General features: G+C 61.4%; 19 protein-coding genes. 12 read left to right on the forward strand and 7 right to left on the reverse strand.

Annotation, left to right across the window (positions count from 1 at the left end):
* Positions 1 to 59 precede the first annotated feature (59 nt).
* From FA94_RS36360 to FA94_RS36380, 5 genes are all read right to left on the reverse strand, one after another.
* Positions 60 to 545: a cupin domain-containing protein gene (locus tag FA94_RS36360; protein WP_231585105.1), complete on the reverse strand. Its 486-nt coding sequence runs from the start codon at positions 543 to 545 to the stop codon at positions 60 to 62.
* Between the two features lie 10 nt (positions 546 to 555).
* Entirely contained in the window at positions 556 to 1,611 is a 1,056-nt protein-coding gene (locus tag FA94_RS36365) for a polyamine ABC transporter substrate-binding protein (RefSeq protein ID WP_231585164.1), read from the reverse strand.
* A gap of 755 nt (positions 1,612 to 2,366) precedes the next feature.
* Positions 2,367 to 2,681, reverse strand: a complete 315-nt coding sequence (locus FA94_RS36370; RefSeq protein WP_035561272.1) for a DUF4148 domain-containing protein — start codon at positions 2,679 to 2,681, stop codon at positions 2,367 to 2,369.
* A 171-nt stretch (positions 2,682 to 2,852) separates the two neighbouring features.
* Positions 2,853 to 3,926 carry an aldose epimerase family protein gene (locus FA94_RS36375; protein ID WP_035561275.1) on the reverse strand — a complete coding sequence of 358 codons (1,074 nt, stop codon included), beginning with the start codon at positions 3,924 to 3,926 and terminating at the stop codon, positions 2,853 to 2,855.
* Between the two features lie 33 nt (positions 3,927 to 3,959).
* On the reverse strand, positions 3,960 to 5,189 hold the full coding sequence (locus FA94_RS36380; RefSeq protein ID WP_035561277.1) for a XylR family transcriptional regulator: 1,230 nt from the start codon (positions 5,187 to 5,189) through the stop codon (positions 3,960 to 3,962).
* Between the two features lie 273 nt (positions 5,190 to 5,462).
* Between FA94_RS36380 and xylA the strand changes: the two genes are divergently transcribed.
* The 7 genes from xylA (at position 5,463) to FA94_RS36415 (ending at position 17,793) form a co-directional block, all read left to right on the forward strand.
* Positions 5,463 to 6,785: a xylose isomerase gene (xylA, locus tag FA94_RS36385; protein ID WP_035561280.1), complete on the forward strand. Its 1,323-nt coding sequence runs from the start codon at positions 5,463 to 5,465 to the stop codon at positions 6,783 to 6,785.
* A 168-nt stretch (positions 6,786 to 6,953) separates the two neighbouring features.
* Positions 6,954 to 7,982: a D-xylose ABC transporter substrate-binding protein gene (xylF, locus tag FA94_RS36390; protein ID WP_035561282.1), complete on the forward strand. Its 1,029-nt coding sequence runs from the start codon at positions 6,954 to 6,956 to the stop codon at positions 7,980 to 7,982.
* A 79-nt stretch (positions 7,983 to 8,061) separates the two neighbouring features.
* Entirely contained in the window at positions 8,062 to 9,621 is a 1,560-nt protein-coding gene (gene xylG, locus FA94_RS36395) for a D-xylose ABC transporter ATP-binding protein (RefSeq protein WP_035561285.1), read from the forward strand.
* Positions 9,618 to 10,817: a sugar ABC transporter permease gene (locus FA94_RS36400; protein ID WP_035561288.1), complete on the forward strand. Its 1,200-nt coding sequence runs from the start codon at positions 9,618 to 9,620 to the stop codon at positions 10,815 to 10,817. The genes xylG and FA94_RS36400 overlap by 4 nt, the downstream gene beginning before the upstream one ends.
* Before the next feature lie 1,163 nt (positions 10,818 to 11,980).
* Positions 11,981 to 14,725 (forward strand): TonB-dependent receptor, encoded by a 2,745-nt coding sequence (locus FA94_RS36405; RefSeq protein ID WP_035561291.1) that lies wholly within the window; start codon positions 11,981 to 11,983, stop codon positions 14,723 to 14,725.
* A 285-nt stretch (positions 14,726 to 15,010) separates the two neighbouring features.
* The gene (locus FA94_RS36410) at positions 15,011 to 17,281 is read left to right on the forward strand and encodes a xanthine dehydrogenase family protein molybdopterin-binding subunit (protein ID WP_035561294.1); all 2,271 of its coding nucleotides are present in this window, start codon (positions 15,011 to 15,013) and stop codon (positions 17,279 to 17,281) included.
* Between the two features lie 50 nt (positions 17,282 to 17,331).
* A complete protein-coding gene (locus FA94_RS36415; protein WP_035561297.1) occupies positions 17,332 to 17,793 on the forward strand; it encodes a (2Fe-2S)-binding protein in 462 nt (153 codons plus the stop codon).
* 241 nt (positions 17,794 to 18,034) lie between these two features.
* On the opposite strand, the gene FA94_RS36420 is transcribed toward FA94_RS36415, so the two are convergent.
* Together FA94_RS36420 and FA94_RS36425 are read right to left on the reverse strand one after the other, a co-directional pair.
* Positions 18,035 to 19,702: an FAD-dependent oxidoreductase gene (locus tag FA94_RS36420; RefSeq protein ID WP_081936313.1), complete on the reverse strand. Its 1,668-nt coding sequence runs from the start codon at positions 19,700 to 19,702 to the stop codon at positions 18,035 to 18,037.
* Positions 19,702 to 21,216: a polyamine aminopropyltransferase gene (locus FA94_RS36425; protein WP_081936395.1), complete on the reverse strand. Its 1,515-nt coding sequence runs from the start codon at positions 21,214 to 21,216 to the stop codon at positions 19,702 to 19,704. Before FA94_RS36425 ends, FA94_RS36420 begins: the two co-directional genes overlap by 1 nt.
* Before the next feature lie 86 nt (positions 21,217 to 21,302).
* Here FA94_RS36425 and FA94_RS36430 point away from each other — a divergent pair, with 86 nt between their 5' ends.
* From FA94_RS36430 to speD, 5 genes are all read left to right on the forward strand, one after another.
* The gene (locus tag FA94_RS36430; RefSeq protein ID WP_035561303.1) at positions 21,303 to 21,689 is read left to right on the forward strand and encodes a DUF350 domain-containing protein; all 387 of its coding nucleotides are present in this window, start codon (positions 21,303 to 21,305) and stop codon (positions 21,687 to 21,689) included.
* 65 nt (positions 21,690 to 21,754) lie between these two features.
* Positions 21,755 to 22,762, forward strand: coding sequence for an SPFH domain-containing protein (locus FA94_RS36435; protein ID WP_035561306.1), 1,008 nt, complete (start codon positions 21,755 to 21,757; stop codon positions 22,760 to 22,762).
* A gap of 9 nt (positions 22,763 to 22,771) precedes the next feature.
* On the forward strand, positions 22,772 to 24,319 hold the full coding sequence (locus FA94_RS36440) for a DUF4178 domain-containing protein (protein WP_035561309.1): 1,548 nt from the start codon (positions 22,772 to 22,774) through the stop codon (positions 24,317 to 24,319).
* Complete coding sequence (locus tag FA94_RS39310) at positions 24,316 to 24,465, forward strand: hypothetical protein (RefSeq protein ID WP_176061102.1); 150 nt, start codon at positions 24,316 to 24,318, stop codon at positions 24,463 to 24,465. The genes FA94_RS36440 and FA94_RS39310 overlap by 4 nt, the downstream gene beginning before the upstream one ends.
* A 14-nt stretch (positions 24,466 to 24,479) precedes the next feature.
* The gene (gene speD, locus FA94_RS36445; RefSeq protein WP_286166120.1) at positions 24,480 to 24,893 is read left to right on the forward strand and encodes an adenosylmethionine decarboxylase; all 414 of its coding nucleotides are present in this window, start codon (positions 24,480 to 24,482) and stop codon (positions 24,891 to 24,893) included.
* Position 24,894 lies beyond the last annotated feature (1 nt).

Genomic DNA, 24,894 nt, shown 5'->3' on the forward strand with positions numbered 1-24,894 from the left:
TGCGACGCGGCGAAGAGGTGCGCAATGAGGCGAACCTCTTCAATGGACTCTGCTGTCGTTTATCCCTTGAACTCCACCGAAACAAAAATTTTCCTGCAGGGCTCAAGTACTTCCCACGTCCCTTTGAATCCGGCCGGAATCAGAAAACGATCGCCCGTTCGTACGGTTTTACTCGTTCCGTCAGCGTCACGAATGACGGACACGCCTTCGAGAATTTCACAGTACTCACTCTCGGTGAAGTTCACGCTCCACTGTCCACATGCGCCTTCCCACATGCCCGCCGCGAGTTGACCGCAAGGGCTGGTGAAATGCGTATGAACGGCCTGTGACGGATTGCCGGCGAGTACCGCTTCGGTCTTTGGCATGTACTCGATGCTTTCTTTCGCCGGCTGCGCGAAATCTACGATGTTCGAAATGCTCATGATGTCCCAGTTAAAACGCGAAAAAACGGCAAGATCAAAAAAAGCGTGGCACACGCACCCACTGCGCACGCCACGCCGGAAAGACTCATCTGAAAACCCGTCATCCAGCTCACTACCACTCAACGTGCGTTGCTCAACTGCCCGATTTCAACTGCGCCCAAAGCCGGTTTTCGAGCCGCATGATCGGCGCCGGTTGCGGCCGCATCAACGTCATCTTGTTCAGCACGTCTGCGGGCGGATAGACGTTCGCATCCTGTTCGATGGTGGGCGTTACGAATTGCCGCGCGGCCCGGTTCGCGGTCGGATAGAACACTTCGTTGGTAATGGCGGCGCTGACCTTCGGGTCTTCGATGTAGTTCATCCATTTCATTGCCGCTTCCGGATGTGGGGCATCTTTCGGAATGACCATCACATCCATCCACACCAGTCCCGCATCCTTGATATTCGAGAACCGAACTTCGTAAGAGCGTTTGGCCTCCGACGCGCGACGCCGGGCAATCCCCACATCACCTGAAAAGCCGAACGCGACGCAGATATCGTTGTTCGCGAGATCGTTGATGTAGCCGGACGAATTGAACTGCGTGATGTACGGACGGATCTTCTTCAATACTTCGTACGCGGCCTGGTAGTCGCCGGGATTGGTGCTGTTCGGGTCTTTGTGCATGTACTGAAGCACGGCAGGGAAAACATCCGATGCCGAATCGAGGAAGGAGACGCCGCAACTTTTTACTTTCGACAGATTCGCTGCATCGAACAGCAGCGACCAGCTATCCACCGGTGCTTCACCACCCAGCGCTTTCTTCACGGCTTGCACGTTATAGCCAATGCCGTCCGTGCCCCATGCCCAGGGCACGCCGTATTGATTGCCGGGGTCCGCGTCGGAGATCAGTTTCATGAGGCCGGGATCGAGATTCGCGAGATTCGGCATCTTCGATTTGTCGATCTTCTGATAGACGCCGGCTTCGATCTGCCGCGCCATGTAGCTCGATGTCGGCACCACGATGTCATAGCCCGAACTGCCTGCGAGCAGTTTGGCCTGCAAAGTGTCGTCGCTGTCGTAACTGTCGTACTTCACGTTGATGCCGGATTGCTTTTCGAAGTTGGCGATCGTGTCCTTCGCTATGTAGTCCGACCAGTTGTAGACGTTCAGCGACGTATCCGCGGCACACGCGGCGCTCATCGTGGTCATAGCGGTCAGCGAGCACAGCAGCGTGCCGGTGAGCGAAAGCAGCGTGTTATGACGGGTCTTCATTCTGCAATCTCCTTGGGTTCATCTTCGGTTTTTTGCCGAAACGACGAGGCGTGACGCCGCCTGCCGCGGCGCAAGCGCACAGCAAAGCAAAAAGGGAGGCGTATGGGCGAACGCTGACAGCGCGTTTCGCGCGGGCAAGCGAACTTGCACGGCACGACCAGGGCAAACGCATGGCAGACGATCGGCCGCTAGCTAAACGAGCGGTCTACCGCATGCAACGCAGGCTCGCGAAAAGAGAGGGGGGCTAAGGCAGAAGCGACGCGATTTCGTCGGTGCGAACGGGAATAGCAGAGGGCGCTGCGATGACGTTATGCCGGCGCACGGAGCGGCGCGACAAGACGGTATCGATGGACAGGGGGCGGGATGGCGAAGCGCAGTTGCTCCCCTGATGAGCGATCGGACAGCCGGACAGGAATGTTCTTTCCCGACCAGGCTGGTATCTCACCAATGGACCACGGACTTTCACAATTGAACCCGAAGCGACGTTGAGTAGAAGTTCTCATTGACGTGAACAACGACGCTGCGAGAACCACCAGACTGCCGCCTTAGGATAGCCGAGCCATTATTTTCGTCAAAGGACTTTCTGACATGAGGTCGTCATGGTCACGCGCGTGCACTCGCCATTGCGTGTCGCGACGCATGCCAATGCGAGCGCGACATGCACTCGCATCGAATGAACGGGACGTAATGCGTTATTGGCTGTTGGTCATCGGCGCTTGCTGCGCCGGATTCGCCATCGGTGCTTCGGAACCCGTTTGCGATGTGCCACCCGCCGGACTGCCGTAGCCCGTTGCGTTTTGCGCTGCAACGCGTGCTTCGGCTGCCTGAATATCGGCGGGATAAGTGGCGTCGGTCGCAACAGCCGGGTTGTAGCCGGCGTCTTCGAGTTGCTTCAACTGAGCCTTGACCTGTGCACGCGTGAGCGGCTGCTGGTCGGATTGCGCGAGCGCCACTACTGGCGCAGTCAGCACGACCACCAGCGCAACGGCTTTGATTAGCGATTTCATGATGCTTCCCTCCGGAATTGTTTTATCCGGCACCGCAGCAATTTACGGCGCCCATTGAAGGAGTCTAGGAAGCCCGCGGTCCTGGGGAAACACCTGGCACGTTAATTCAGTATTGCCGCAAACAGTAAGTCGGCGCGCTGTAAGCCACGTCGTAAGATAGGATGAATCGCTTCATACGCCTTGGCGTACATCGACTCTATAAGTCGTGACTTGCCGGTACGTATCGCCGGCTCGCACGATTCCCCGTTCCTGCCCGGCCATATTGACCTGGTTCGGAAAACCGCCCGCTTCGAGACACAACCCGGCATGCGCCTGGTAGGTGATGCCGCCGCGCCCCTTCTCGCCATTCAGCCAGTTGCCGGTATAAAACTGTAAGCCGCATTGATCGGTCGAGACGGTCAATTCGCGTCCGCTGCCCGGGTCATACGCACAGGCAACCGGGCGTAACGGCAATGTACCGGCGTCTGCGGCGTCGTGCAGTACGTAGCAATGATCGAATCCATGCGCCCGTGCCAGTTGCGCATGGGGCCAGTCCAGACGTGCGCCAATCGGCGCGCTTTGCCGGAAGTCGAATGCATTGCCCGCGACTTCCGCGAGCTGGCACGGAATCATCGCCGCGTCGACTTCGAAGAAACGCTCGGCGTCGATCGACAACACATGACCGCGAATATCCGTGCCAGGGCGGCCAGTCAGATTGAAGTACGCATGGCTCGTCAGATTGAGCGGCGTCGCAGCGTCGGTGATCGCTTCATAGGCAATGGTCAGTGTGCCGTCGTCGTCGAGCGTATAGCGCACTTGCGTGGTCACGTTGCCCGGGAAACCGGCATCGCCTTCGGGCGACTCCAGGCGCATGAGCAGCGCGCCGTTGTCCTCGCTCACGTCCCACAGCGCGCGATGAAAACCCACGGTGCCGCCATGCAACAGGTTCGCGCCTTCGTTGCGGTCGAGTGTGTACTCGATGCCGTCGAGCGTGAAGCGCGCATCCGCAATGCGGTTCGCCCAGCGGCCGATCAAGCCGCCCATGTAAGTGGTGGCCGCCACGTAGTCGGCCGGCGTGTCATGACCCAGCAGAATATCGCCGAGACGCCCCGCGCGATCCGGCGCATGCCACGACACCAGCGTCGCGCCCAGGTCGCTGATGGCAACTTTCATGCCGTGCGCGTTGCGCAGCGTGAAGAGCCGGACGGGATCGCCGCCGTGCAACGTGCCCCACGGCTCGGAAGAAAGGTGTGCGATGCTGATCATGTCGTCGGTCGAAATAAGAGAGTAAAGGTGCGCTCAGTCGGGCATGGGCGTCGACGTCTGCGCCGCATTCGCGCGGTCCTGGTACTCGCGCGGCGTGCAGCCGAGCTCACGCCGAAATACCGCATACATGTACTGCAGCGACGTGAAGCCGCAGCGGATTGCGACCTCCGCGCTGGACGCGTCGCGTTTGGCTAGCAGTGCTTTCGCGACGTCGAGTTTATGGCGCAGGATTTCCTGGTGCACCGTGCATTGCCGTTCGCGCCGGAAGTATTCTTCGAGCGACGAACGCGACACGCCCACGTAATCGGCCACCTGCTCGGTGCGAATGCCCTGGCATGCGTATTGGCGAATAAAGTGCCGCGCGCGCATCACATACGGACTCGCAAGCGGTTGATGTTTGGTCGACTCAAGCACGTTAATACCGACGGGCGGCACGAGAATTCGCCGCCCCGGGAAACGTGCGCCGTGCAGCATCTGATGCAACAAATGGGCGGCGGTACGGCCCATTTCGTCGGTACCCTGAATGACCGACGAAAGCGGAATTCGCGTCAACGTGCGCGTGAGCGGATCGTTGTCGATGCCGATAATCGCCACTTCCTCCGGCACGGGAATGCCCGCGATCAGGCAAGCCTGCAGCAAGTGCCGCGCGCGTGCGTCGGTCACGGCAATGATACCGACCGGCTTCGGCAATTCGCGTAGCCACGCGGTGAGTTGTTCGGTCGCCTGGTTCCATGACGGCGCGCTGGTGGACAGCCCGCGATAGATCTCGCTGTCGATCTGCTCCTCGCTGTGGCCGTCCGCACGCCGCAAATGCGCGAACGCCAGTTCCCGCTGTTGCGCCCAGCGGTTTTCCTGCGCCTGCGGCAGGCTGTACAGCGCGAAGTGCTCGAGGCCGGCGCCGATCAGATGCGTGTAGGCCAGCGAGACGAGCTTGCTGTTGTCTGTGGCGATATAGGGTAAGTCCGGAGGGTAGTGCGCCGGCTCTTCGAACGACGACCCCACCGCCACCACCGGCAGCGGACAATCGCGCAGCGCTTCGCCGACGGCCGGATCGTCGAAATCCGCAATGATCCCGTCGCCGTCGAAGCGCTCGATCCCCGTGAGCCGGCAGCGAAAATCTTCTTCGAGAAACAGATCCCACGCCACGCGCGTCGACAGCAGGTAATTGCCGATGCCGGAAATGATCTCGCGGTCGTAGACCTTGTTCGCGTTGAAAAGCAGCGCGATCCGATGGGTCGTCTGTGGTGTTTGCGGACGGGTCATGGGTGGGCGGCGTGCGGGTCGTGAATCGGACGCCACGCGCCTTCGTCTCCGGTTGAGTGCAGGTTTGTACCGCATCGTTTTTAAGCGTCTGGTTATTCTAGGCCCCGAATCGCGAAGCCGTGCGAATCAAACGCGCAGGCGGTAAGAAACATCAAGCACGCTGCGCAATTTCGCAATTGCCGATGCCTCGTCCAGGCGTCAGCATGGCGTCACCTTGTCGACCGCTACGGCAACACCGGGCGAGTTGCATTGCAACATAAACAGGAGACGCCGATGTCCTATTTCGAACACATTCCCGAGATCCGTTATGAAGGCCCGCAATCAGACAATCCGCTTGCGTACCACCATTACGATAAAAGTAAAAAAGTACTCGGTAAAACCCTCGAAGAACATCTGCGTATTGCGGTGTGCTACTGGCATACGTTCGTGTGGCCAGGCACGGACATCTTCGGGCATGGGACGTTCCGGCGCCCGTGGCAGCAGGCCGGCGACGCAATGGAGCGGGCGCAGCAAAAAGCCGACGCCGCCTTCGACTTCTTCTCGAAGCTTGCCACGCCGTACTACACGTTTCACGACACCGATGTCGCGCCCGAAGGCGCAAGCCTGAAGGAATACAGCGAAAACTTCTCGCGTATGGCCGACTATCTGGCGCGCAAGCAGCAAGACACCGGCGTCAAATTGCTATGGGGCACGGCCAATCTGTTCTCGCATCCGCGTTACGCAGCCGGTGCCGCGACCAGTCCCGATCCGGATGTGTTCGCGTTTGCCGCGACGCAAGTGCGTCATGCGCTCGACGCGACGCACCGGCTTGGCGGTGAGAACTATGTGTTGTGGGGCGGCCGCGAAGGCTACGACACGCTGCTCAATACCGACCTCGTGCGCGAACGCGATCAGCTTGTGCGCTTCCTGCATATGGTGGTCGACCACAAGCATCAGCTCGGTTTCAAGGGTGCGTTGCTGATCGAACCCAAGCCGCAGGAGCCGACCAAACATCAATACGACTACGACGTCGCGACGGTTCACGGCTTTCTGTTGCAACACGGACTCGAGAAAGAGATTCGCGTGAACATCGAGGCCAATCACGCGACACTCGCCGGCCATTCGTTTCATCACGAGATCGCCACGGCTTACGCGCTCGGTATTTTCGGCAGCGTCGACGCGAATCGCGGCGATCCGCAGAACGGCTGGGATACCGATCAATTCCCAAATAGTGTCGAAGAGCTGACGTTGGCCCTTTACGAAATTCTCAAGCATGGTGGGTTCACGACTGGCGGCATGAACTTCGATTCGAAAGTGCGGCGGCAGAGCGTCGATCCGGAAGATCTGTTCTACGGCCATATCGGCGCGATCGACAACCTCGCGATCGCCGTCGAGCGGGCGGCGGTACTGATCGAAAACGATCGCCTCGAACAATTCAAACGTCAGCGTTACGCGGGCTGGGAGGCGGAGTTCGGCCGCAAGATTCTCTCGGGCGATTATTCGCTGTCGACGTTGGCGTCGGACGCGCTGACGCGTGGATTGAATCCGCAGCACGCCAGTGGGCATCAGGAGTTGATGGAAAGTATCGTGAATCAGGCGATTTACAGCGGGCGTTGAGCGCGCTTCGCAGCATACGCACCAGGCAACAGCAGCATTACATAAAAATCGCGCGGCCACGTCGACCGCGCGAAACAGGAAGCTTTGGGTTGTCGCTTGTCCGGTCTTGCGGCTCGCAGCGCAGACCGTCCAATCCGGTATTCCGACTATCAGAAGATGGAGACAGACATGAAATTCGCAACGCGTCGTACCGTACTGAGTTCGCTCGTGTGTGGAGCGGTACTCGCCAGCCTGTCGCTTGCCGCGCCGCTCGCGCATGCAAGCAAGGATCACCCTGAAATCGGTTTCTGTATCGACGATCTGCGTGTGGAACGCTGGTCGCGCGATCGCGACTATTTCGTCGCCGCCGCGGAAAAGCTCGGCGCGAAAGTGTCGGTGCAATCGGCCGATGCGAGCGAGGAGCGGCAGATCTCGCAGATCGAGAACCTGATTTCGCGCGGCGTGGATGTGATCGTGATCGTGCCGTTCAATTCGAAGACACTCGGCAATGTGGTTGCCGAAGCGAAGAAAGCCGGCATCAAGGTCGTTTCGTATGACCGCCTGATTCTCGACGCCGACGTCGACGCCTACATTTCGTTCGACAACGAAAAGGTCGGCGAATTGCAGGCGCAAGGCGTCTACAACGCACAACCTAAGGGCAACTACTTCCTGCTCGGCGGCGCGCCGACCGACAACAACGCCAAGATGCTGCGCGAAGGCCAGCTCAAGATCCTGAAACCGGCCATGGACAAGGGTGACATCAAGATTGTCGGTCAGCAGTGGGTGCCGGAATGGAGCGCCTCCACGGCATTGCGTATTACCGAGGATGCGTTGACGGCGAACAACAATAAGATCGACGCGATCGTCGCATCGAACGATGGCACCGCCGGCGGCGCGATCCAGGCGCTTGCCGCGCAACACATGGCGGGCAAAGTGCCGGTGTCGGGCCAGGACGCGGACCTCGCCGCAGTGAAGCGGGTGATTGCCGGCACGCAGACCATGACGGTGTACAAGCCTTTGAAGCTGATCGCGAGCGAAGCGGCGAAACTCTCCGTGGCGCTGGCCAGAGGCGAGAAGCCGGCCTTCAACGCGCAATACGACAACGGCAAGAAGAAGGTCGACACGGTGTTGCTGCAGCCTACGTTGCTAACCAGGAGCAACGTCGACGTGGTGATCAAGGACGGCTTCTATACCCAGGCCCAGCTCGCGAGCCAATGAGCGTAACGTGTGCGCGGCGGATCTCGACACGCTCCAGCGGTGTCGCCGCCGCCGCGCGCCTTGCAGCGAGGCATAGCGAATGACTCAACCCTTGCTGACGATGCGGGGCATCGTCAAGGCATTTTCCGGCGTGAAAGCGCTCGACGGCATCGACCTGACGGTCGCGCCGGGCGAGTGCGTCGGCCTGTGCGGCGAGAACGGCGCGGGCAAATCGACGCTGATGAAAGTGCTGTCGGGCGTCTATCCGTACGGCACCTGGGACGGCGACATCACGTGGGAAGGCGAGCCGCTGAAGGCCGCCAGCGTGCGCGACACCGAACGCGCCGGCATCATCATCATTCACCAGGAGTTGATGCTGGTGCCGCAGCTCTCCGTGGCGGAGAACATCTTTCTCGGCAATGAAATCACGCTGCCCGGCGGCCGCATGAATTACGCGGCCATGTATCAGCGCGCCGACGAACTCATGCGCGAACTCGGCATTAGCGGTATCAATGCCGCGCAGCCGGTGATGAACTACGGCGGCGGTCATCAGCAATTGATCGAGATCGCGAAGGCGTTGAACAAGCGCGCGAAATTGTTGATTCTCGATGAGCCGTCGTCGTCGCTGACTGCGTCGGAGATCCGCATTCTGTTGGACATTGTGCGCGATCTGAAACGACGCGGTGTGGCGTGCGTGTACATCTCGCACAAGCTCGACGAAGTCGCGGCGGTCTGCGACACGATCAGCGTGATTCGCGACGGACGCCATGTCGCCACCGAGCCGATGCGTTCGCTCACCACCGACCGCATCATTTCGCTGATGGTCGGCCGTGAGATCAAGAATCTGTTTCCGCGCGAGCCGCATCCGATCGGCGACGTGATCTTCGAAGCGCGCAATGTAACCTGCTTCGACGTCACCAATCCGCGCCGCAAGCGGGTCAACGACGTGTCGTTCGCGCTGCGGCGCGGCGAGATTCTTGGCGTGGCCGGTCTGGTCGGCGCGGGGCGCACCGAATTGATGGAGGCGGTATTCGGCGCATACGCCGGGGTGAGCGAAGCGACGGTCATGCTGGAAGGCAAGCCGCTGAAGATTCGCGCACCCGTGGATGCGATTCGCGCGGGCATCGGCATGGTGCCGGAAGATCGCAAACGACACGGCATCGTGCCGGGTTTGAGTGTCGGCCACAACATCACGCTCGCGGTGTTGCAACGTTTCACCAAAGGCGGACGGATCGATTCGGCCGCCGAACTCGACACGATCAACACGGAGATGAAGCGGCTTTCGGTGCGCGCGGCGCATCCGATGCTGTCGATTGCGAGCCTGTCCGGCGGCAATCAGCAGAAGGCCGTGCTCACACGCATGCTGCTGACCGATCCCAAGGTACTGATTCTCGACGAGCCCACGCGAGGCGTCGACGTCGGCGCGAAATACGAAATCTACAAGCTGATTTTTCAACTGGCGCAGCGCGGTATGTCGATCGTGATGGTGTCGTCCGAATTGCCCGAGGTACTCGGCATTAGCGATCGCGTACTGGTGATCGGCGAGGGTGAACTACGGGGCGATTTCGTCAACGACGGCCTCACCCAGGAGGACATTCTCAGCGCCGCGATCCGCCCCGTGCAGCGATCCCCGAACCCAACCGCAGCGAGTGCCGCATGACGCCCGACGTTACTTCCCAACGCGCCGACGGCGCCGCGCCACGCGGTGCTTTCGGCGGCCCGCAGCGCATTCAGCAATTGTTCGCACGCTACAAGATTCTCGCGTTGCTGATTGCGGTGGCCGCGATCTGGATTTTCTTCTCGTTCCTCACGCACGGCGCATTCGTCACACCGCGCAATCTGTCGAATCTGCTGCGGCAAATGTCGATTACCGGCATGCTCGCGTGCGGCATGGTGTTCGTGATCATCGCGGGCGAGATCGATCTGTCGGTCGGTTCGCTGCTCGGTTTACTCGGCGGCGTCGCCGCGATACTCGACGTCAACCGTCATTGGCCGATCGGCGTGACCGTGCCCGTGGTGATGCTGCTCGGCGTCGTGGTCGGCATGTTCAATGGATGGTGGTCAACCTATCGCCGCGTGCCTTCGTTCATTGTCGGCCTGGGTGGCATGCTCGCGTATCGCGGCATTCTGCTCGGCGTCACGGGTGGTTCGACGATTGCACCGGTCTCCGACGGTTTCGTGTTTCTCGGTCAAGGCTATTTGCCGCGGCTCGTGGGTGACGCGCTCGCCGTCGTGCTATTCGTGCTGCTCGCGTTTCTCACACTGCGGCAGCGGCGCAATCGCGAGCGCTATCAATTGCGCGTGGTGCCGGTGTGGCAGGACGTCGTCAAGGTGGTCGGTGCGGGCGTGATTCTGGCAGGCTTTGTCGCCACGCTCGATCGTTACGGCGGCATTCCGGTGCCGGTGCTGTTACTGCTCGCGCTGCTCGGCATCTTCACGTGGATCGCGACGCAGACCGTGTTCGGACGGCGCATTTACGCAGTTGGTTCGAACCTGGAAGCGACGCGCCTTTCCGGCGTCAATACGAACCGCGTGAAGCTCGCGATCTTCGCGCTGATGGGGCTGATGTGTGCGTTCGGCGGCATTGTCAACACGGCGCGGCTGGCGGCCGGCTCGCCGTCGGCGGGCTCGATGGGTGAACTCGATGCGATCGCCGCGTGCCTTATCGGCGGGACGTCGATGCGGGGTGGTTCCGGCACTGTGTACGGCGCATTGATCGGCGCGCTGGTGATGGCGAGCCTCGATAACGGCATGTCGATGCTCGACGTCGACGCTTACTGGCAGATGATCGTGAAGGGCAGCATTCTGGTGCTCGCGGTTTGGATCGACGTTGTATCCGGCTCGAACCGGCGGTGAGATAGCCCAACGCGATCGCGGCGACACGCATGCAGCATTCGGAAACGGATTGCTGCATGTTTTACTTGACCGATCACAACGTTAGGCATCCGTACAAATATAACGTTGGTCTCTACGCAACCAGCCAGTTCTCCGCAAGCGGAGCATGTCTCTGCGGACCTCAGAGAGTGTCGCCGGCTTAACGACGTTCTCTCGTCGTTATCCTCTATTCGTCGCTTATCGCCATTTACATATTATTTTCAATGTGATTACAATGCCTGCACCTTATCGCTGAGATAAGTGCACTCGTCAGTGCTCTCAACCTGCCGCCTTCCCCTAGGTGCGCAGGTTTTTTTTTGTCAGATTTCTTGCATTGAAAGAATTCGTATGGCGCTGACTTCAATTGGTGCAAGCCATAACCGTTATGGGATAGCGGCACCGGCGTGGTGCAAATAGGCGCCAGCGTCGTAAGGTGGGGTGTTACGCACGTCGCACAATTTTTTTACGCCGATCAAACAAATTTTGACTGAGCGATTCTGTCCTGATATGTTTGCGTCCACCAAATGAAAGAAAAGCTCAGCCTGGTGTCAGGCAGAAGTCATGACGTGGCTCGCAAGCGGGCGCGGGTAGCCTTTCACGGCTCACCCATGAAGTAAGCTAAATGAAGGTTTTAAATTGATGGATCGCGCCTCGCGATCAATGCCGTTGATTGCGCGATCCTGTCGTATTTGATTGATGCGCGGTTGTATGCGCCGTCGTTCGTTATCTAAGAGAAATTGCCGCTATTGAATCTTTTTGTCCGTGCAAAGAAATTAGTCATGCTGATAAAAATGCGGGGTAAACACCGATAGCTCGAAATCGAATCTAAAGATTGCGAGTGGTTGCGCGGCAATTGAAAGCACATCAATCGACGAATAAGCCGAGCGGCATTGACTGGCCGCCATGGTGCGCCGTTGTTATCAACGTTCTACCGATGTTGAAGCACCCGAGGCCCGCGCAGCAGAATGAATAATTAGTATCACTACGGACAAAAAGCAGCGTTCAGGTTCGCTGATCGGGTGGGTCGTTGTTGAAGTTTCGAAGGAAAACAGGGCGTTCGAAGCGTGGCGGTGGGGTGCCGCAAACGAAGAGGCTTGCCAGGCCTCTTCGAATAACAACTGGCGTTTATGGCGAGAGAGAGGAACATGAAACAGAGGGATCTAGCATCGGCCATTCGGAAGATAATCTGGGCTGAAATGGCGATAACCGCGATGGTGGGGACGTCCGCATTCGCGCAGAGCCAGCCGTCGGCGGCAGGCGCGGCGGTTGCGTCGCCCATTACCGTCGCGCAGGCCGGCACGCCGGACGGCACGGCGGCGGCTGAGGCTGCATCGGGCGCGGCAGCCACCGCGCCCGTTAAACAGCTTAAGAAATTCGAAGTGACGGGTTCGCTTATCCGCACGTCGGACAAGGTCGGCAATACCGAAGTCCAGACCATTACGCAAAAGGACATCGCGCAAAGCGGCTACACCACGGTGTCCGACTTCCTGCGCGGTACGGCGGCGAACTCGGCCAGCAGTTGGTCCCAGTCGACGATGAACAGCGCCGCCCCCGGTGGCGCCGGTATCGCGCTGCGCGGCTTGAGCGAGAAGTACACGCTCGTGCTGGTGGACGGCCAGCGTGTCGCCAACTACGCGCAAGCGGTGAACTTCACCGACACGTTCTTCGACGTCAACAGTATCCCGCTGAACATCGTCGACCACATCGACATCGTGAAGACGGGCGCGGTATCGATTTACGGCTCCGATGCAATTGCCGGTGTCGTCAACATCATCACCAAAAAGAACTTTCAGGGCCTGCAGCTCGATACGCAATTGGGCAAAGCGCAGCATCCCGGCAACGGTCAGGGAAGCTTCAGCGCCCTCGGCGGTTTCGGCGACCTGAACTCGGATCGCTTCAACGTGACCGCTGCGGCGAGCTACTACCGCGACAGCGGATCGACGCTGGCGGATCGCGACATGACGTCGGGCCAGGATTTCACGCAGTACGCCGGTGGTCTCGCGGCGCCGCTGGGTCCGAACCAGCAGTCGTACTGGACCACGCCGGCCGGCAACACGGCGTTGAATCCGTGCCCGCCCGGCAGCACGTCGGCGAAGACGGGCGGTGCGGCGTGCGCGTACAACGTCGCGGCCGGTACTTCCCTGACGCCGGCCGTCACGCGTTTGAACGCGAAAGTGCGCGGCACCTTCAAGATCGACGAAGACAAGGAAGCGTACGCGGGCTTCTGGGTGAGCCGCGACGAAAACGTGCAATTGCAGGGCCCTGCATCGCTAACCGCCAATTCGAACGTGTTCACGCCGTCGACCGGCTCCGTCGCGCCGCTTTCGCGCACGGTGTCGGCGTCGAATCCGTTCAATCCGTTCGGCGTGGCGACACCGATCAATCTGACGTTCCCCGGCAACGTTAGTGTTGCGGATACCGTGTCGACTTTCTGGATGGCATCGACCGGCATCAAGGGTTCGTACAACTCGGCGGCGCTGGGTAGCTGGGACTGGTCCGCCGATTACGGCCATTCGCAGAGCACGGTCGATACGAGCTACTCCAACCGCCTGAACGTGGCGGGCGTGGAGAACATGCTGGCGAACGGCTCGTATAACTTCGCGAACCCGGGCTCGACGCCCAACGGTCTGAACGGCGTGTTCAGCGACGACTATCAGCAAGCGATTTCGAAGGTCGACAGCGTCACGGCCAAGACCTCGACGTCGAGCCTGTTCAGCCTGCCGGCCGGCAATGTCGGCTTGGGCTTTGGTACGGAGTTCCGCCACGAGTCGTCGGTGATCAACCCGCAGACGCTCGCGTCGACAGGCATTAGCGCGCCGGCGAATGTGCAGACCGTGGACAGCTCGCGCAACGTGGCGGCGTTGTTCTATCAGATCGACATTCCGATCATCCACAACCTGACGTTCACGCAAGCGTCCCGCTACGACCACTACAGCGACTTCGGCGGTGCTTTTTCGCCGAGCTTCGCGCTGCGTTATCAGCCGGTGCGTATGCTGACGACGTTCGCCTCGTTTAGCCGCGGTTTCCGCGCGCCGACCGGTGTCGAGAATTCGCAGGCGGTTTATCTCGGTCACCAGAACCTGGTGGATCCGAACGATCCGAGCGGCGTGCCGACCAAGCATTTCACGACCGAGCAGACCACGGGTAATCCGAATCTGCAGCCTGAGCATACGAAGAACTACAACATCGGCTTCCAGTTGTCGCCGGACGCGATGACCGACATCGGTGCGGCGTTCTACAAAGTGCGCATCGACGGGGTGATCGGGACGGCAGATCCAAACGCCGTGCTTCAGCAAAACAATCCGTCGACGGTGGTACGCAATCCCGACGGCACGATCCGCTATATCGTGCAGCCGTTCGTCAACCTGGGCGCGCTCGATACCGACGGCTTCGACATGAACTTCCGCAAGGCGGTTCGTACGACCTACGGTACGTTTACGCTGTCGGGCGACTGGGCGTACGTGTGGCATTTCAAGCTGCACAGCCCGGGTTCGGCGCCGCAGGACTTCGCGGGTAACAATCTCGCCCTGCTGCAACCGTTCGGCGCAAGTAATCCGCGCTGGAAGGGCAATACCACGTTGACGTGGGATTTCCACAACCTGACGACGTCGTTGACGTGGCAATACACGGGTCCTTATACGAACGGCGTGTCGGCAGAGTTCGGCGACGGCGGAACCGGGTCCGTGGCGTCATATAGTCAGTTCAATCTGGTGGCGAGCTATCGCGGCTTCAAGCATTGGACGATCTACGGCGGCATTACGAATCTGTTCGACAAGCGGCCGCCGTTCGACGTCGAGTGGCAAGCGACGCCGGACATTACGGGTTACGACCAGTCGCTCTACACGGATCTCGGCCGTTTCTTCCAGGTCGGCGCGACGTACCGGTTCTAATGAGTTGATCGCAGTGTTACCGACTGGCTAGCCAGCCCAACAAAGCGCCGCTTCTTGCCCATGTTTATGGGTGAAAGCGGCGCTGACCATTTCAGGCCTCGCATCTCGCCTTGGCCGCAGCTTCGCGTTAACCCTTCCGCTTCACCAACATTGACTTAAATTCCCGAATTTAAGTCCCGCAATCGCTCCCTCGTCTTACTACTATCCGAACACCCGCCACGCAAAACCCGCGCTCCCGCGCGCATTCCCAACGTCCGCCACCATGCAAGCTCACCGAGCCCTGCCATGTTGAAGCGCAGAACCTTCCTGCTCGGCGGGGCCGGCGCAATGGGCGCGCTGCTGGTCGGCTGGTCGGTGCTCCCGCCGGCTCAACGCCTCACGACTTCCACGCCGTTACCCGCGGAAGGCACGCAATTGCCGTTGAATGGCTGGGTCAAGATCGCCGCCGACAACAGCGTGACCATCATCATGTGCAAGGCGGAAATGGGGCAGGGCATCCACACCGGCCTCGCGATGCTCCTCGCCGAAGAGCTCGACGCGGAGTGGTCGCAGGTGCGCGTGGAGGATGCGCCGATCGACAGGATCTACAACAGCGTGCAGAACATCGTCGACGATCTGCCGTTTCGTCCCGATGACGACAGCGCCGTGAAGCGCGCGACGGTCTGGATGACCCGCAAGCTGGTGCGCGACGCCGGCACGATGATGACGGGCGGTTCGTCGAGCATCAACGATCTGTGGACGCCGATGCGCGAAGCCGGCGCCTCGGCGCGCGCGATGCTGATCGGCGCGGCGGCCGCGCAATGGCAGGTGCCGGCCGCCGAATGCCGCGCGGAAAGCGGCGAGGTGTTGCATCCGTCGGGGCATCGGGCGAGCTTCGGCGAGTTGTCTTCGCTAGCGGCGCAGCAGCCGCTGCCGCGCAACGTGGCATTAAAAGATCCGGCCAACTTCAAGCTGATCGGCAAACCGGTCCATCGCATCGAGGCCGCGTCGAAGATCAACGGCACGGCGCGTTTCGGCATCGACGCACTGCCCGACGGACTGCTCTATGCGAGCGTCGTCATGTGTCCCACGCTGGGTGGAACGGTCGCGCATTTCGACGCCGGGCCTGCGGAGAAATTGCCGGGCTTCATCAAGGCGTTCGCCGTCGCGCCGTACAACGGCGGAACCGGCGGCGTCGCGGTGATCGCCGACAACCCGTTCCGCGCGATGAACGCCGTCACCGCCGTCACCGTCGATTGGAACGACGGCGACGCGGCGCACATCTCGAGCGCGGATGTGCAGAGCCGTCTCATGCAAGCGCTGGACGACGGCGACGGCCACGCCTACTACCGCCTCGGCGATGTCGACGCCGCGCTGAGCGGCGCCACGCGCACGGTCAGCGCCGACTATCACGCGCCGTATCTCGCGCACGGCGCGGTCGAACCGCTCAATTGCACGGTACAGGTCGCGGACGGTGTGGCGACAGTGTGGGTGTCCACGCAAGTCCCCGCGCTCGCGCGTCATCACGTGGCCAAGGTGCTGAACCTCGACGCCGATAAGGTCGACGTGCAAACGCAGTTGATCGGTGGCGCATTCGGCCGGCGTCTCGAACTCGATTTCATCGCGCAGGCCGCGGTGATTGCGCGCCAGGGCGGCGGGCGTCCGGTGCAGACCATCTGGTCGCGCGCGCAGGATTTCACGCATGATTTCTATCGGCCCGCCTGCGTATCGCGGCTCAAGGCCGGTCTCGATACACACGGCAAGCTGGTCGCGTGGGACAGCCTGTCCGCGGGTCAGGCGATCGTGCCGGAATCGCTCGCGCGCTACTACGGCGTGCCGCGTATTCCGATCGACAAGACCACTTGCGAGGGCGCGTTCGATCAACCCTACGAGTGGCCCGCCGCGCGTGTCGCGCACAAGATCGTCGAATTGCCGGTGCCGGTCGGCTTCTGGCGGTCGGTTGGTCATTCGCATCAGGCGTTTTTCACGGAGAGTTTCACCGACGAACTCGCTGCCGCCGCCGGCCGCGATCCGATTGCGTTTCGCGCCGAACTGCTCGCGCGGCATCCGCGTCATCTGGCCGTGTTGAAGCGGGTGGCTGCGTTGTCGGAATGGGGGCGTCCGTTGAGTCATACCGCCGACGGCGCGCCGCGCTCGCGCGGCGTCGCGCTGCACGAGGCGTTCGGCAGCGTCGTCGCGCAGGTGGCGGAAGTGTCGCTCGGGCCGGGCAAGCAGATTCGCGTGCATCGCGTGGTTTGCGTGATCGATTGCGGCTTGCCAGTGAATCCGAATCTGATCCGCCAGCAAATGGAGAGCGCGATCGTGTTCGGCCTCTCGACCGCGTTGCAGGACGAAATCACGATCGTCGACGGTCAGGTGCAGCAGAAGAACTTCGTGGATTTTCCGGTGGTGCGGATGAACGATTGTCCCGCGATCGAAACCGAGATCATGCCGAGTCAACTGCATCCGCAAGGCGTCGGCGAACCGGGCGTGCCGCCGGTCGCGCCGGCGGTGGCGAACGCAGTGTTCGCGCTGACGGGCCAGCGTCTGCGCGCGTTGCCGCTGAAGCTGACGTAACGCGCGGCAAACTCAAGCACACCAAGGTCAGGCATGACGAGGAGACCCGCATGGGATCGCTAAACATCAACGGCCGCGCGGTAGCGGTACAGGCCGAGCCGGATATGCCGCTGCTGTGGGTGCTGCGTGCCGAACTCGGCATGACCGGCACCAAGTTCGGCTGCGGCGTGGGCATTTGCGGCGCGTGTACGGTTCATCTGGACGGTAAGGCGAGCCTGTCATGCCAGACGCTGATGTCGAGCCTGCATACGCAGAAGATCACGACGATAGAAGGCGTGCAGGGCGCAGAAGCGCAAGCGTTAAAAGCGGCGTGGATCGATCTCGACGTGGTGCAGTGCGGCTATTGCCAAAGCGCGCAACTCATGGCGGCCTGCGCGCTGCTCAAACAGAAACCCAATCCCACGGATGCCGATATCGACGCGGCCATGTCCAACATCGTTTGCCGTTGCGGCACGTATCCGCGCGTGCGGGCGGCGATTCATCAGGCGGCGGCGAAGCGTCGGCCGGCATAGCGCCAGCGACGTGTTGACGCGTTCGCGTCCGGGTTCGCCGCCGTGTCCGCTCAGTTAGCGAACATTTCCACCACGGCGACCACGGCCGTAAAAATGCCGATACATCCGCCCAATGTGACTGCGCCTTGCATGAATTGCGACATACGTGACCCTGTAGCGTGAGTGGTTGACCGAGAACATTTAACCCGAAATGAAAGCTTAAAGAAAGCTTATCAAAAATAAAACGTAAGCGAATTCGGGCTTATCCCAGGGCGCGGTTTGCCGCGAGCACACCCCAATAGGACGCTTCTTCGAACAGCGACATCCCCGACAGATCCGCATGCGCGAACAGCACCGGTCCGTCCGCGTCACGCAACGCGAGCAGGCCAGGACGGCTGAGGAAGCCGACGTCCGGCGTCGCCATGGCGTGGCCGCGCACGGTGATTTCCAGCGCGGTGGCGTGACGCCATAAGTCGCGGCCATAAGCGGGCAGCAGATCGATCGCCGCTTGCGTGCGCAGGTCGTCGGGATGCGCGGCGGCGAGCCAGCGGCGGGTGTCGTCGGGCGTCTTCAGATCAAGCGCCTGATACGCCGAGAACACCGAGCGCTGCGGCGGCGACAGACGAATCAGTTGATGCGTCGAGACCACATAGCCGAGACCTTCGCCGCGATAGACCACGTTGTCCCACGCGAGCGGCACGCCTTGCGCTTCACGCGGCATGCCTTCCATCAGGAAGTTGGAGACCAGCCACGGCGCACGCGGCGGCAGGTCGCGCGAGGCGTCGAAACCGTACGCGGACAGATGCGGCATGACGTGCTGCGCGACAAAAAGCGGCATGGCCGACACCACGCGGCGCGCTTTCAGCACGAAGGTACTGAGCACGTTATGACTGTCGATGCGCACGCACAGCACTTCCACGCCACCCGGTTTTTCATCGACACGCGCGGCAAAGCCTGGTAATGACCACGTCGATTTGCCCACGCGCTGCGTGATCGACGCACTCAGCTTGGTCACCATGCTATGCAAGCCATCGGGCCAGGTCAGTACCGCGCCGTCTTCCGCATTGCGCGCATGGCCGCCGCGCGACGAGAAGTAGTGCAAGCCGGCCCACGCGGAGACGTGTTCATAACCGGCGCCGAAATCGTCGCGGCACGCGTAGTTCAGATACCAGTGCAGCGACGGCGCGGTATAGCCGTCGTCGAGCAACCACTGTTTGAACGAGCGTTTATCCAATGCGCGCCAGCGCGGCTCCTGCGACGACTGCGCGAGCGGAATGCAGAACACCTTGCGGCCGTCGCTGCCCACGGCGGTGCGCAGCGCGTCGGTGTAAGCGAAAAAGCGCTGCTGCTGCGCGATTTCCGCGTGATTCACGCCGAGCGTCGGCACCAAGCCGTCCTGCCATTGACCGTCGATCAGCAAGCGTTCGTCGGGTGCATGCACCAGCACGCGTTCGTCGAACACCGGCCGTGCGGTGAACGGATCGGCTTCGATCACACCGAAGTCGGCGAGCATGTCGCGCAGGTGCGTCGATTCCATCGACGGTAACGGCAGATAGTGCGCACCCTTCGGATAGCCTAGCTCGCCATAGCGGCCGCCGGCCGCATTGCCGCCGAATTCGGGCCCGGCGAGCACGACGAAATCCTTGTGCCCCGCTCGCGCAAGTTGCCATGCGCACGACAAACCCGCCGCGCCCGCGCCGAGAATCGCGATGTCGGTTTCGAGCATGCCGGACGGTGCCGGCAAGCTGCGATGATCGCGCAGCGCATGACCTTCGCGCATGCCGGGACTGTCGATCACCGGCGTGGTCTCGATCCAGCCGGTGCGGCTGAGATCAGTCAACGAGCCGAACGCGCCCAACGCGCTCGCTCCCAACGCGCCCGCGCCCACTGCGCCGGCCGCGCCCGCAAAGAGAAAAGTGCGGCGGTCCATCAGCGCAGCACGTGCTTCCAGTCGTCGTCGAAAAGGCGGACGAGCGGCTGGTCGTTCATCTGGTTCGGCGCCATCGGCAACGCGGGCATGTCGGCGGGAAAGTGAAACATTTCAACCGCGGTTTGCGCGTCGAGCCAGCGCATCGGCTCCGAGTAATGCGTCGGGATCGTATAGTCGCGACGCTTGCCGGCAATCACGAAACCCCAGTCGCCGAATGACGGCACATAGCAGTGATACGGCCACGTGTTGAAGCCCGCCTCGCGCAACGTGTCGACGATCGTCCAGTAAGCGTGCGGCGCGAAATACGGCGAGGTGGATTGAATCACCGCATAGCCGTTCTCGGACAAATGCCGCGACAGCATGCGATACACCGGCACCGAGTACAGCCGGCCTAAACCGAAGTTGGTCGGATCGGGAAAGTCCACGACGATCGCGTCGAAGACCTCGGCGTTGGATTCGAGCCAGCGCACGGCGTCGTCGTTGATCACGTGCACGCGCGGGTCTTTCAGCGAGCCTTGATTGAGTTTGACGAGCGGCGCCGAGGTGGAAAACATCCGCGTCATGGCCGGGTCGAGATCGACCAGCGTCACCGTTTCGATGTTGCGGTGCTTGAGGATTTCGCGCACCGCGAGCCCGTCGCCGCCGCCGAGCACGAGCACATGCTTCGCCCACGGCAACGCTTCGAGCGTCGGATGAATCAGCGCCTCGTGATAACGGTGTTCGTCGCGCGACGAGAATTGCAGATTGCCGTTCAGGTACAGCCGCATGTCGTCGTGCCATTGCGTGAGCACGATGCGCTGATAGGGCGTGGTTTCGGAGAAGATCGTCTCGTCGCCATACAAGCCGTGTTCGGCCCAATGCGTGAGGCGCTCCGACAGCGCGAAACCCGCGCCGAGCAGGCTGATCACGAGTGCGGCGCGCATCAGCTTGCCCGGCACGTTGCTGATTTCGGCGCGGAACGTGTGGGTGGTCCACAGCGCCACCAGCGCGTTGAGAATGCCGAACAGAAAGCTGGTGCGCAACAGGCCGAGACGCGGCGCGAGCACCAGCGGAAACAGCAGCGAGACTGCGAGCGAGCCGAGATAGTCGAAGGTCAGCACGTCGCTGACGGTGTGGCGGAACGCCTGGCGGCGCTGCTGGAACGCGCGCATCACCAGCGGAATCTCCATGCCGATCAACGCGCCGAGCACCAGCACCACCGCGTAGAGCGCCGCGCGAAACGGCGTGGACAACCACGCGAACACGCCGAACAGCATGGCCGCCGACAAACCGCCAAGTAGGCCCACCAGCAATTCGATATCGACGAAGCGGTCGAGCACGTCGTCGTCGTCGACGAACCTGGCGAGCCACGAGCCCACGCCCATTGCAAACAGATAACAGCCGATCACCGACGAGAACTGCAATACCGAATCGCCGAGCAAATAGCTGGACAAGGTACTGCTGATCAGCTCATAACCCAATCCGCACGAGGCCAGCACCAGTACCGACAGTATCAGCATGCGATTATGTTTAATCTTCATGCTGGGCACTCCGGTCCGATCTGGATATACTGGCGGCGATTTGCGCGCGCCGTCGCGACACACAAAATCCGGGAGATTAAATGGGTGATGCCTTTTCTTATGGGATTCATTTACTGTCGGCGTTTGTGCTGATCCTCGGATTCGCGGCAGTTTACCTCAAGGTCACGCCGTTCGACGAACTTGCGTTGATCCGCGAAGGCAACGTGGCGGCGCTGCTGTCCTTTGCCGGCGCGCTGATCGGCTTCTGCCTGACGCTCGCGTCGAGCATTGCGCACAACTCCACGCTGATGCTGGTGCTGATCTGGGCATTCGGTGCGATGATCGTGCAGGTCGCCACTTATGCCGTACTCACGCGCTTATTGCCCGGCATGAACCATGCGATTGAAACGCGTAATAACGCAATGGGTGGATTGATGGGCGCGGCTTCGCTGGTGGTCGGCATTATCAACGCGGCCTGCTTAACGTAAATTCACGTTTAACGCATTTTCATCTTAATGCCTGATTGGCGGGCGCCTCGCGCGAGGAGTACACGATGAGTCTCGGTTCGTTTATTCGCAAGCAGTTTGTCGACGTTCTGCAATGGACGGAAGACGGTGACGGCGTATTGGCCTGGCGTTATCCGATGGAAGACCAGGAAATCCAGTACGGCGGCCAATTGACGGTGCGCGAGTCGCAAATGGCGCTGTTCGTCAACGAAGGCCGCATTGCCGACGTATTCGGCCCCGGCCTGTACACGCTGACCACGCGCACGCTGCCGCTGCTGACCAGTCTGCGCAATTGGGACAAGCTGTTCGAGTCGCCGTTCAAGTCCGACGTGTACTTCTTCAGCACGCGTTTGCAACTCGGCCGCCGTTGGGGCACACCGCAACCCGTCACGATCCGCGACAGCGAATTCGGCCTCGTGCAGGTACGCGCATTCGGCATCTATTCGTACCGGGTGGTCGACGTGCCGGCGTTTCATCGCGAGATCAGCGGCACGCGCGGCGTTTATACCGTCGACGATCTCGAACAGCAATTGCGCAATCTCGTCGTGACGGCCATGAGCGTGGCGTTTGGTTCGGCCGACGTCGCGTTCGTGGACATGGCGGCGAATCAGGAGGTGCTGTCGCAACGTATCGGCCAGGCGCTCGCGCCGGTGTTCGCGCGTTACGGCGTGGCGCTCGATTCGTTCACGGTGCAAAGCGTATCGCTGCCGGACGCGCTGCAAAAGGCGCTCGACGCCCGCATCAGCGTCGGCGTGAGCGGCGATCTGAACAAGTTCGCGCAGTACCAGGTCGCGCAATCCATTCCGCTCGCCGCGCAAAACGCGGGTGGCGTGGCGGGTGTCGGCGCGGGACTCGCGGCCGGCGCGGCGATCGCGCAGACCATGACGGGCGCGCTGAATCAGACACAGTCGCCGACTCCCGCCCAACCCGCGGCCGCCGCGAACGACTACGTCGACCGCCTGCAGCAACTCAAGACCTTGCTCGACAAAGGCCTCGTCACCGAAGACGACTATGCGAAGGCGAAAGCCGAGATTCTCGCGAAGCTGACGAAATAAGCGCACCCGATGTTCAGTACTTCGTGTCCACAATGCGGCGCACCGCTCGAATTCCGTTCCGCCGCGGCCGTAATGGCCGTATGCGGATCATGCCGCAGCACCTTGCTCAAACACGGCGAAGCCGTTGAACGCCTCGGCGAAATGGCCTCGGTGTTCGAGGACTATTCGCCGCTGCAACTCGGCGCGACGGGACGGTATCAAACGCGCTCGTTCACGCTGCTCGGCCGAATCCAGTTGCGCTACGAGGCGGGCTACTGGAGCGAGTGGTACGCCACTTTCGACGACGGCACGTTCGGCTGGTTGTCCGACGCATCGGGCCAATACGCGGTCACCACGCAGCGAGCGCTCGACGACACCGAGACCGCCACGCTGCCGTCTTTCGATTCGCTGAGCCCAGGCGTGCCCTTCGAATTCGACGGCAAGCGTTATCTCGCGTCGGACATCCGCACCGCGCAATGCGTGGGCGGCGAGGGCGAGTTGCCGTTGCGTGTCGGCGACGGTTGGCAGGCGCGAGTCGCGGACTTCCGCTACGAAGACCATTTCATCACGCTCGACTACGCCGACGCCGATCAGCAACACGGCAAGCCGGTGCTGTATTCGGGCGAGTCGGTGGAACTCGCCGAACTCGCGTGTCAGGGCTTGCGCGACGAGGCGGAGATTCGCGAGTCGGCGGGACGCTATCGCGGCGACCTGGCGGCGTTCACCTGCCCGAGTTGCGGCGCGTCGCTCGATTGCCCGGTCGGCGTCGCGGATTATGTGATCTGCGGCTCGTGCCATGCGGGCGTGGATTGCAGCGCGCCGCAGGCCACGCTGTTTTCGAAGAAGCGCACGCTCGAAGCGATCGACACCGCGTTGCCGCTCGGTGCGAGCGCAACGTTCGACGGCGCCAAATACACGGTGCTCGGCCTGATGCGTTGCCGCACGCCGGACGGCGAATCCAGTTGGGACGAGTATCTGCTGCACAACCTTGAACGCGGGTTCCTGTGGCAAGTGCATAGCGAAGGCCGCTGGGAGCGCGTGGAAGTGTTGAATCACTGGCCGATGATCAGCCAGAGCGGCCAGGTGCTCGACGACGGCAAGACCTATCGCGAGAGCGAGCACTACGTCTCCGAAGTGATTTATGTGGCCGGCGCGTTCAACTGGCGCGTGCAGGTGGGCGACAAGACGTCGATCACGGATTTCGCGTGGCGCGACTTCAAGATGACCCGCGAAATTGCCGCCGACGAAATCGTCTGGTCGCGCGCGAGGCCGTTGACCAACGGCAAGGTCGCGGAACGGTTCGGCATGCCGGAACTGGCGGCGGCCGGTGCGGCGGCGAGCCGCCGTGCGACCCAGCCCAAGACCAGCCAAAGCGACCTCAAACAGGTCAAGGAAGGTTTCACGACCGTCGGCTTCGGACCGTGGCCGTGGATCGGCACGGGCGTGATGGTGTTTGTCAATTTCGGCAAGCTGTTCGAATTCGATGGCTCGACGGTGCTGGTGATTATCGGCATCCTGGCCTTGTGGGCGCCCGAGTGGATCTGGCGCGCCTTCCACGACGAGTCGAGGTCAGCGTGAGACAGTTTTTATATGCGCTCTACGCGTTCGTGGTGATCGTCATGTTCAGTTGCACGTCGATGACGGGAAGCGGTGGGAGTGGCGGCGGCGGTTATGGCGGCACGTCGGCGCGTAGCGGTTATTCGTCGTATGGGGCGCACAAGTGAGCGGGACGCTGCCGGTGTCGGAATTCGCGCCTACGGCCACGGCCACGGCTACGACCACACCTGCACCGCGTGACGCGTATGGCGCGCATGTGCTGGCCGATCTGGGCGGCATCGCGGCGGACCTGTTACGCGACGCCCATGCGCTCGAATCGATTCTGGTGACTGCGGCGAAAGAGGCCGGTGCGCGCGTGTTGTCGGCGCATTTCCATCACTTCGGCGGCGAGCACGGCGTGACGGGTGTCGTGTTGCTCGCCGAGTCGCATATCACGATCCACACGTGGCCCGAACATCGCTTCGCCGCTCTCGATATTTTCATGTGCGGCAACGCTCGACCCGAGCAGGCGGTCGAGCGGATCGCGCTTGATTTGCGGGCTGACGTGAAAAACCTGCGCACCTGCGAGCGAGGCATCGCGGCGCCGCCACGTTAGT

It is taken from the genome of Burkholderia sp. 9120, assembly GCF_000745015.1.
Taxonomy (GTDB): Bacteria; Pseudomonadota; Gammaproteobacteria; order Burkholderiales; family Burkholderiaceae; genus Paraburkholderia.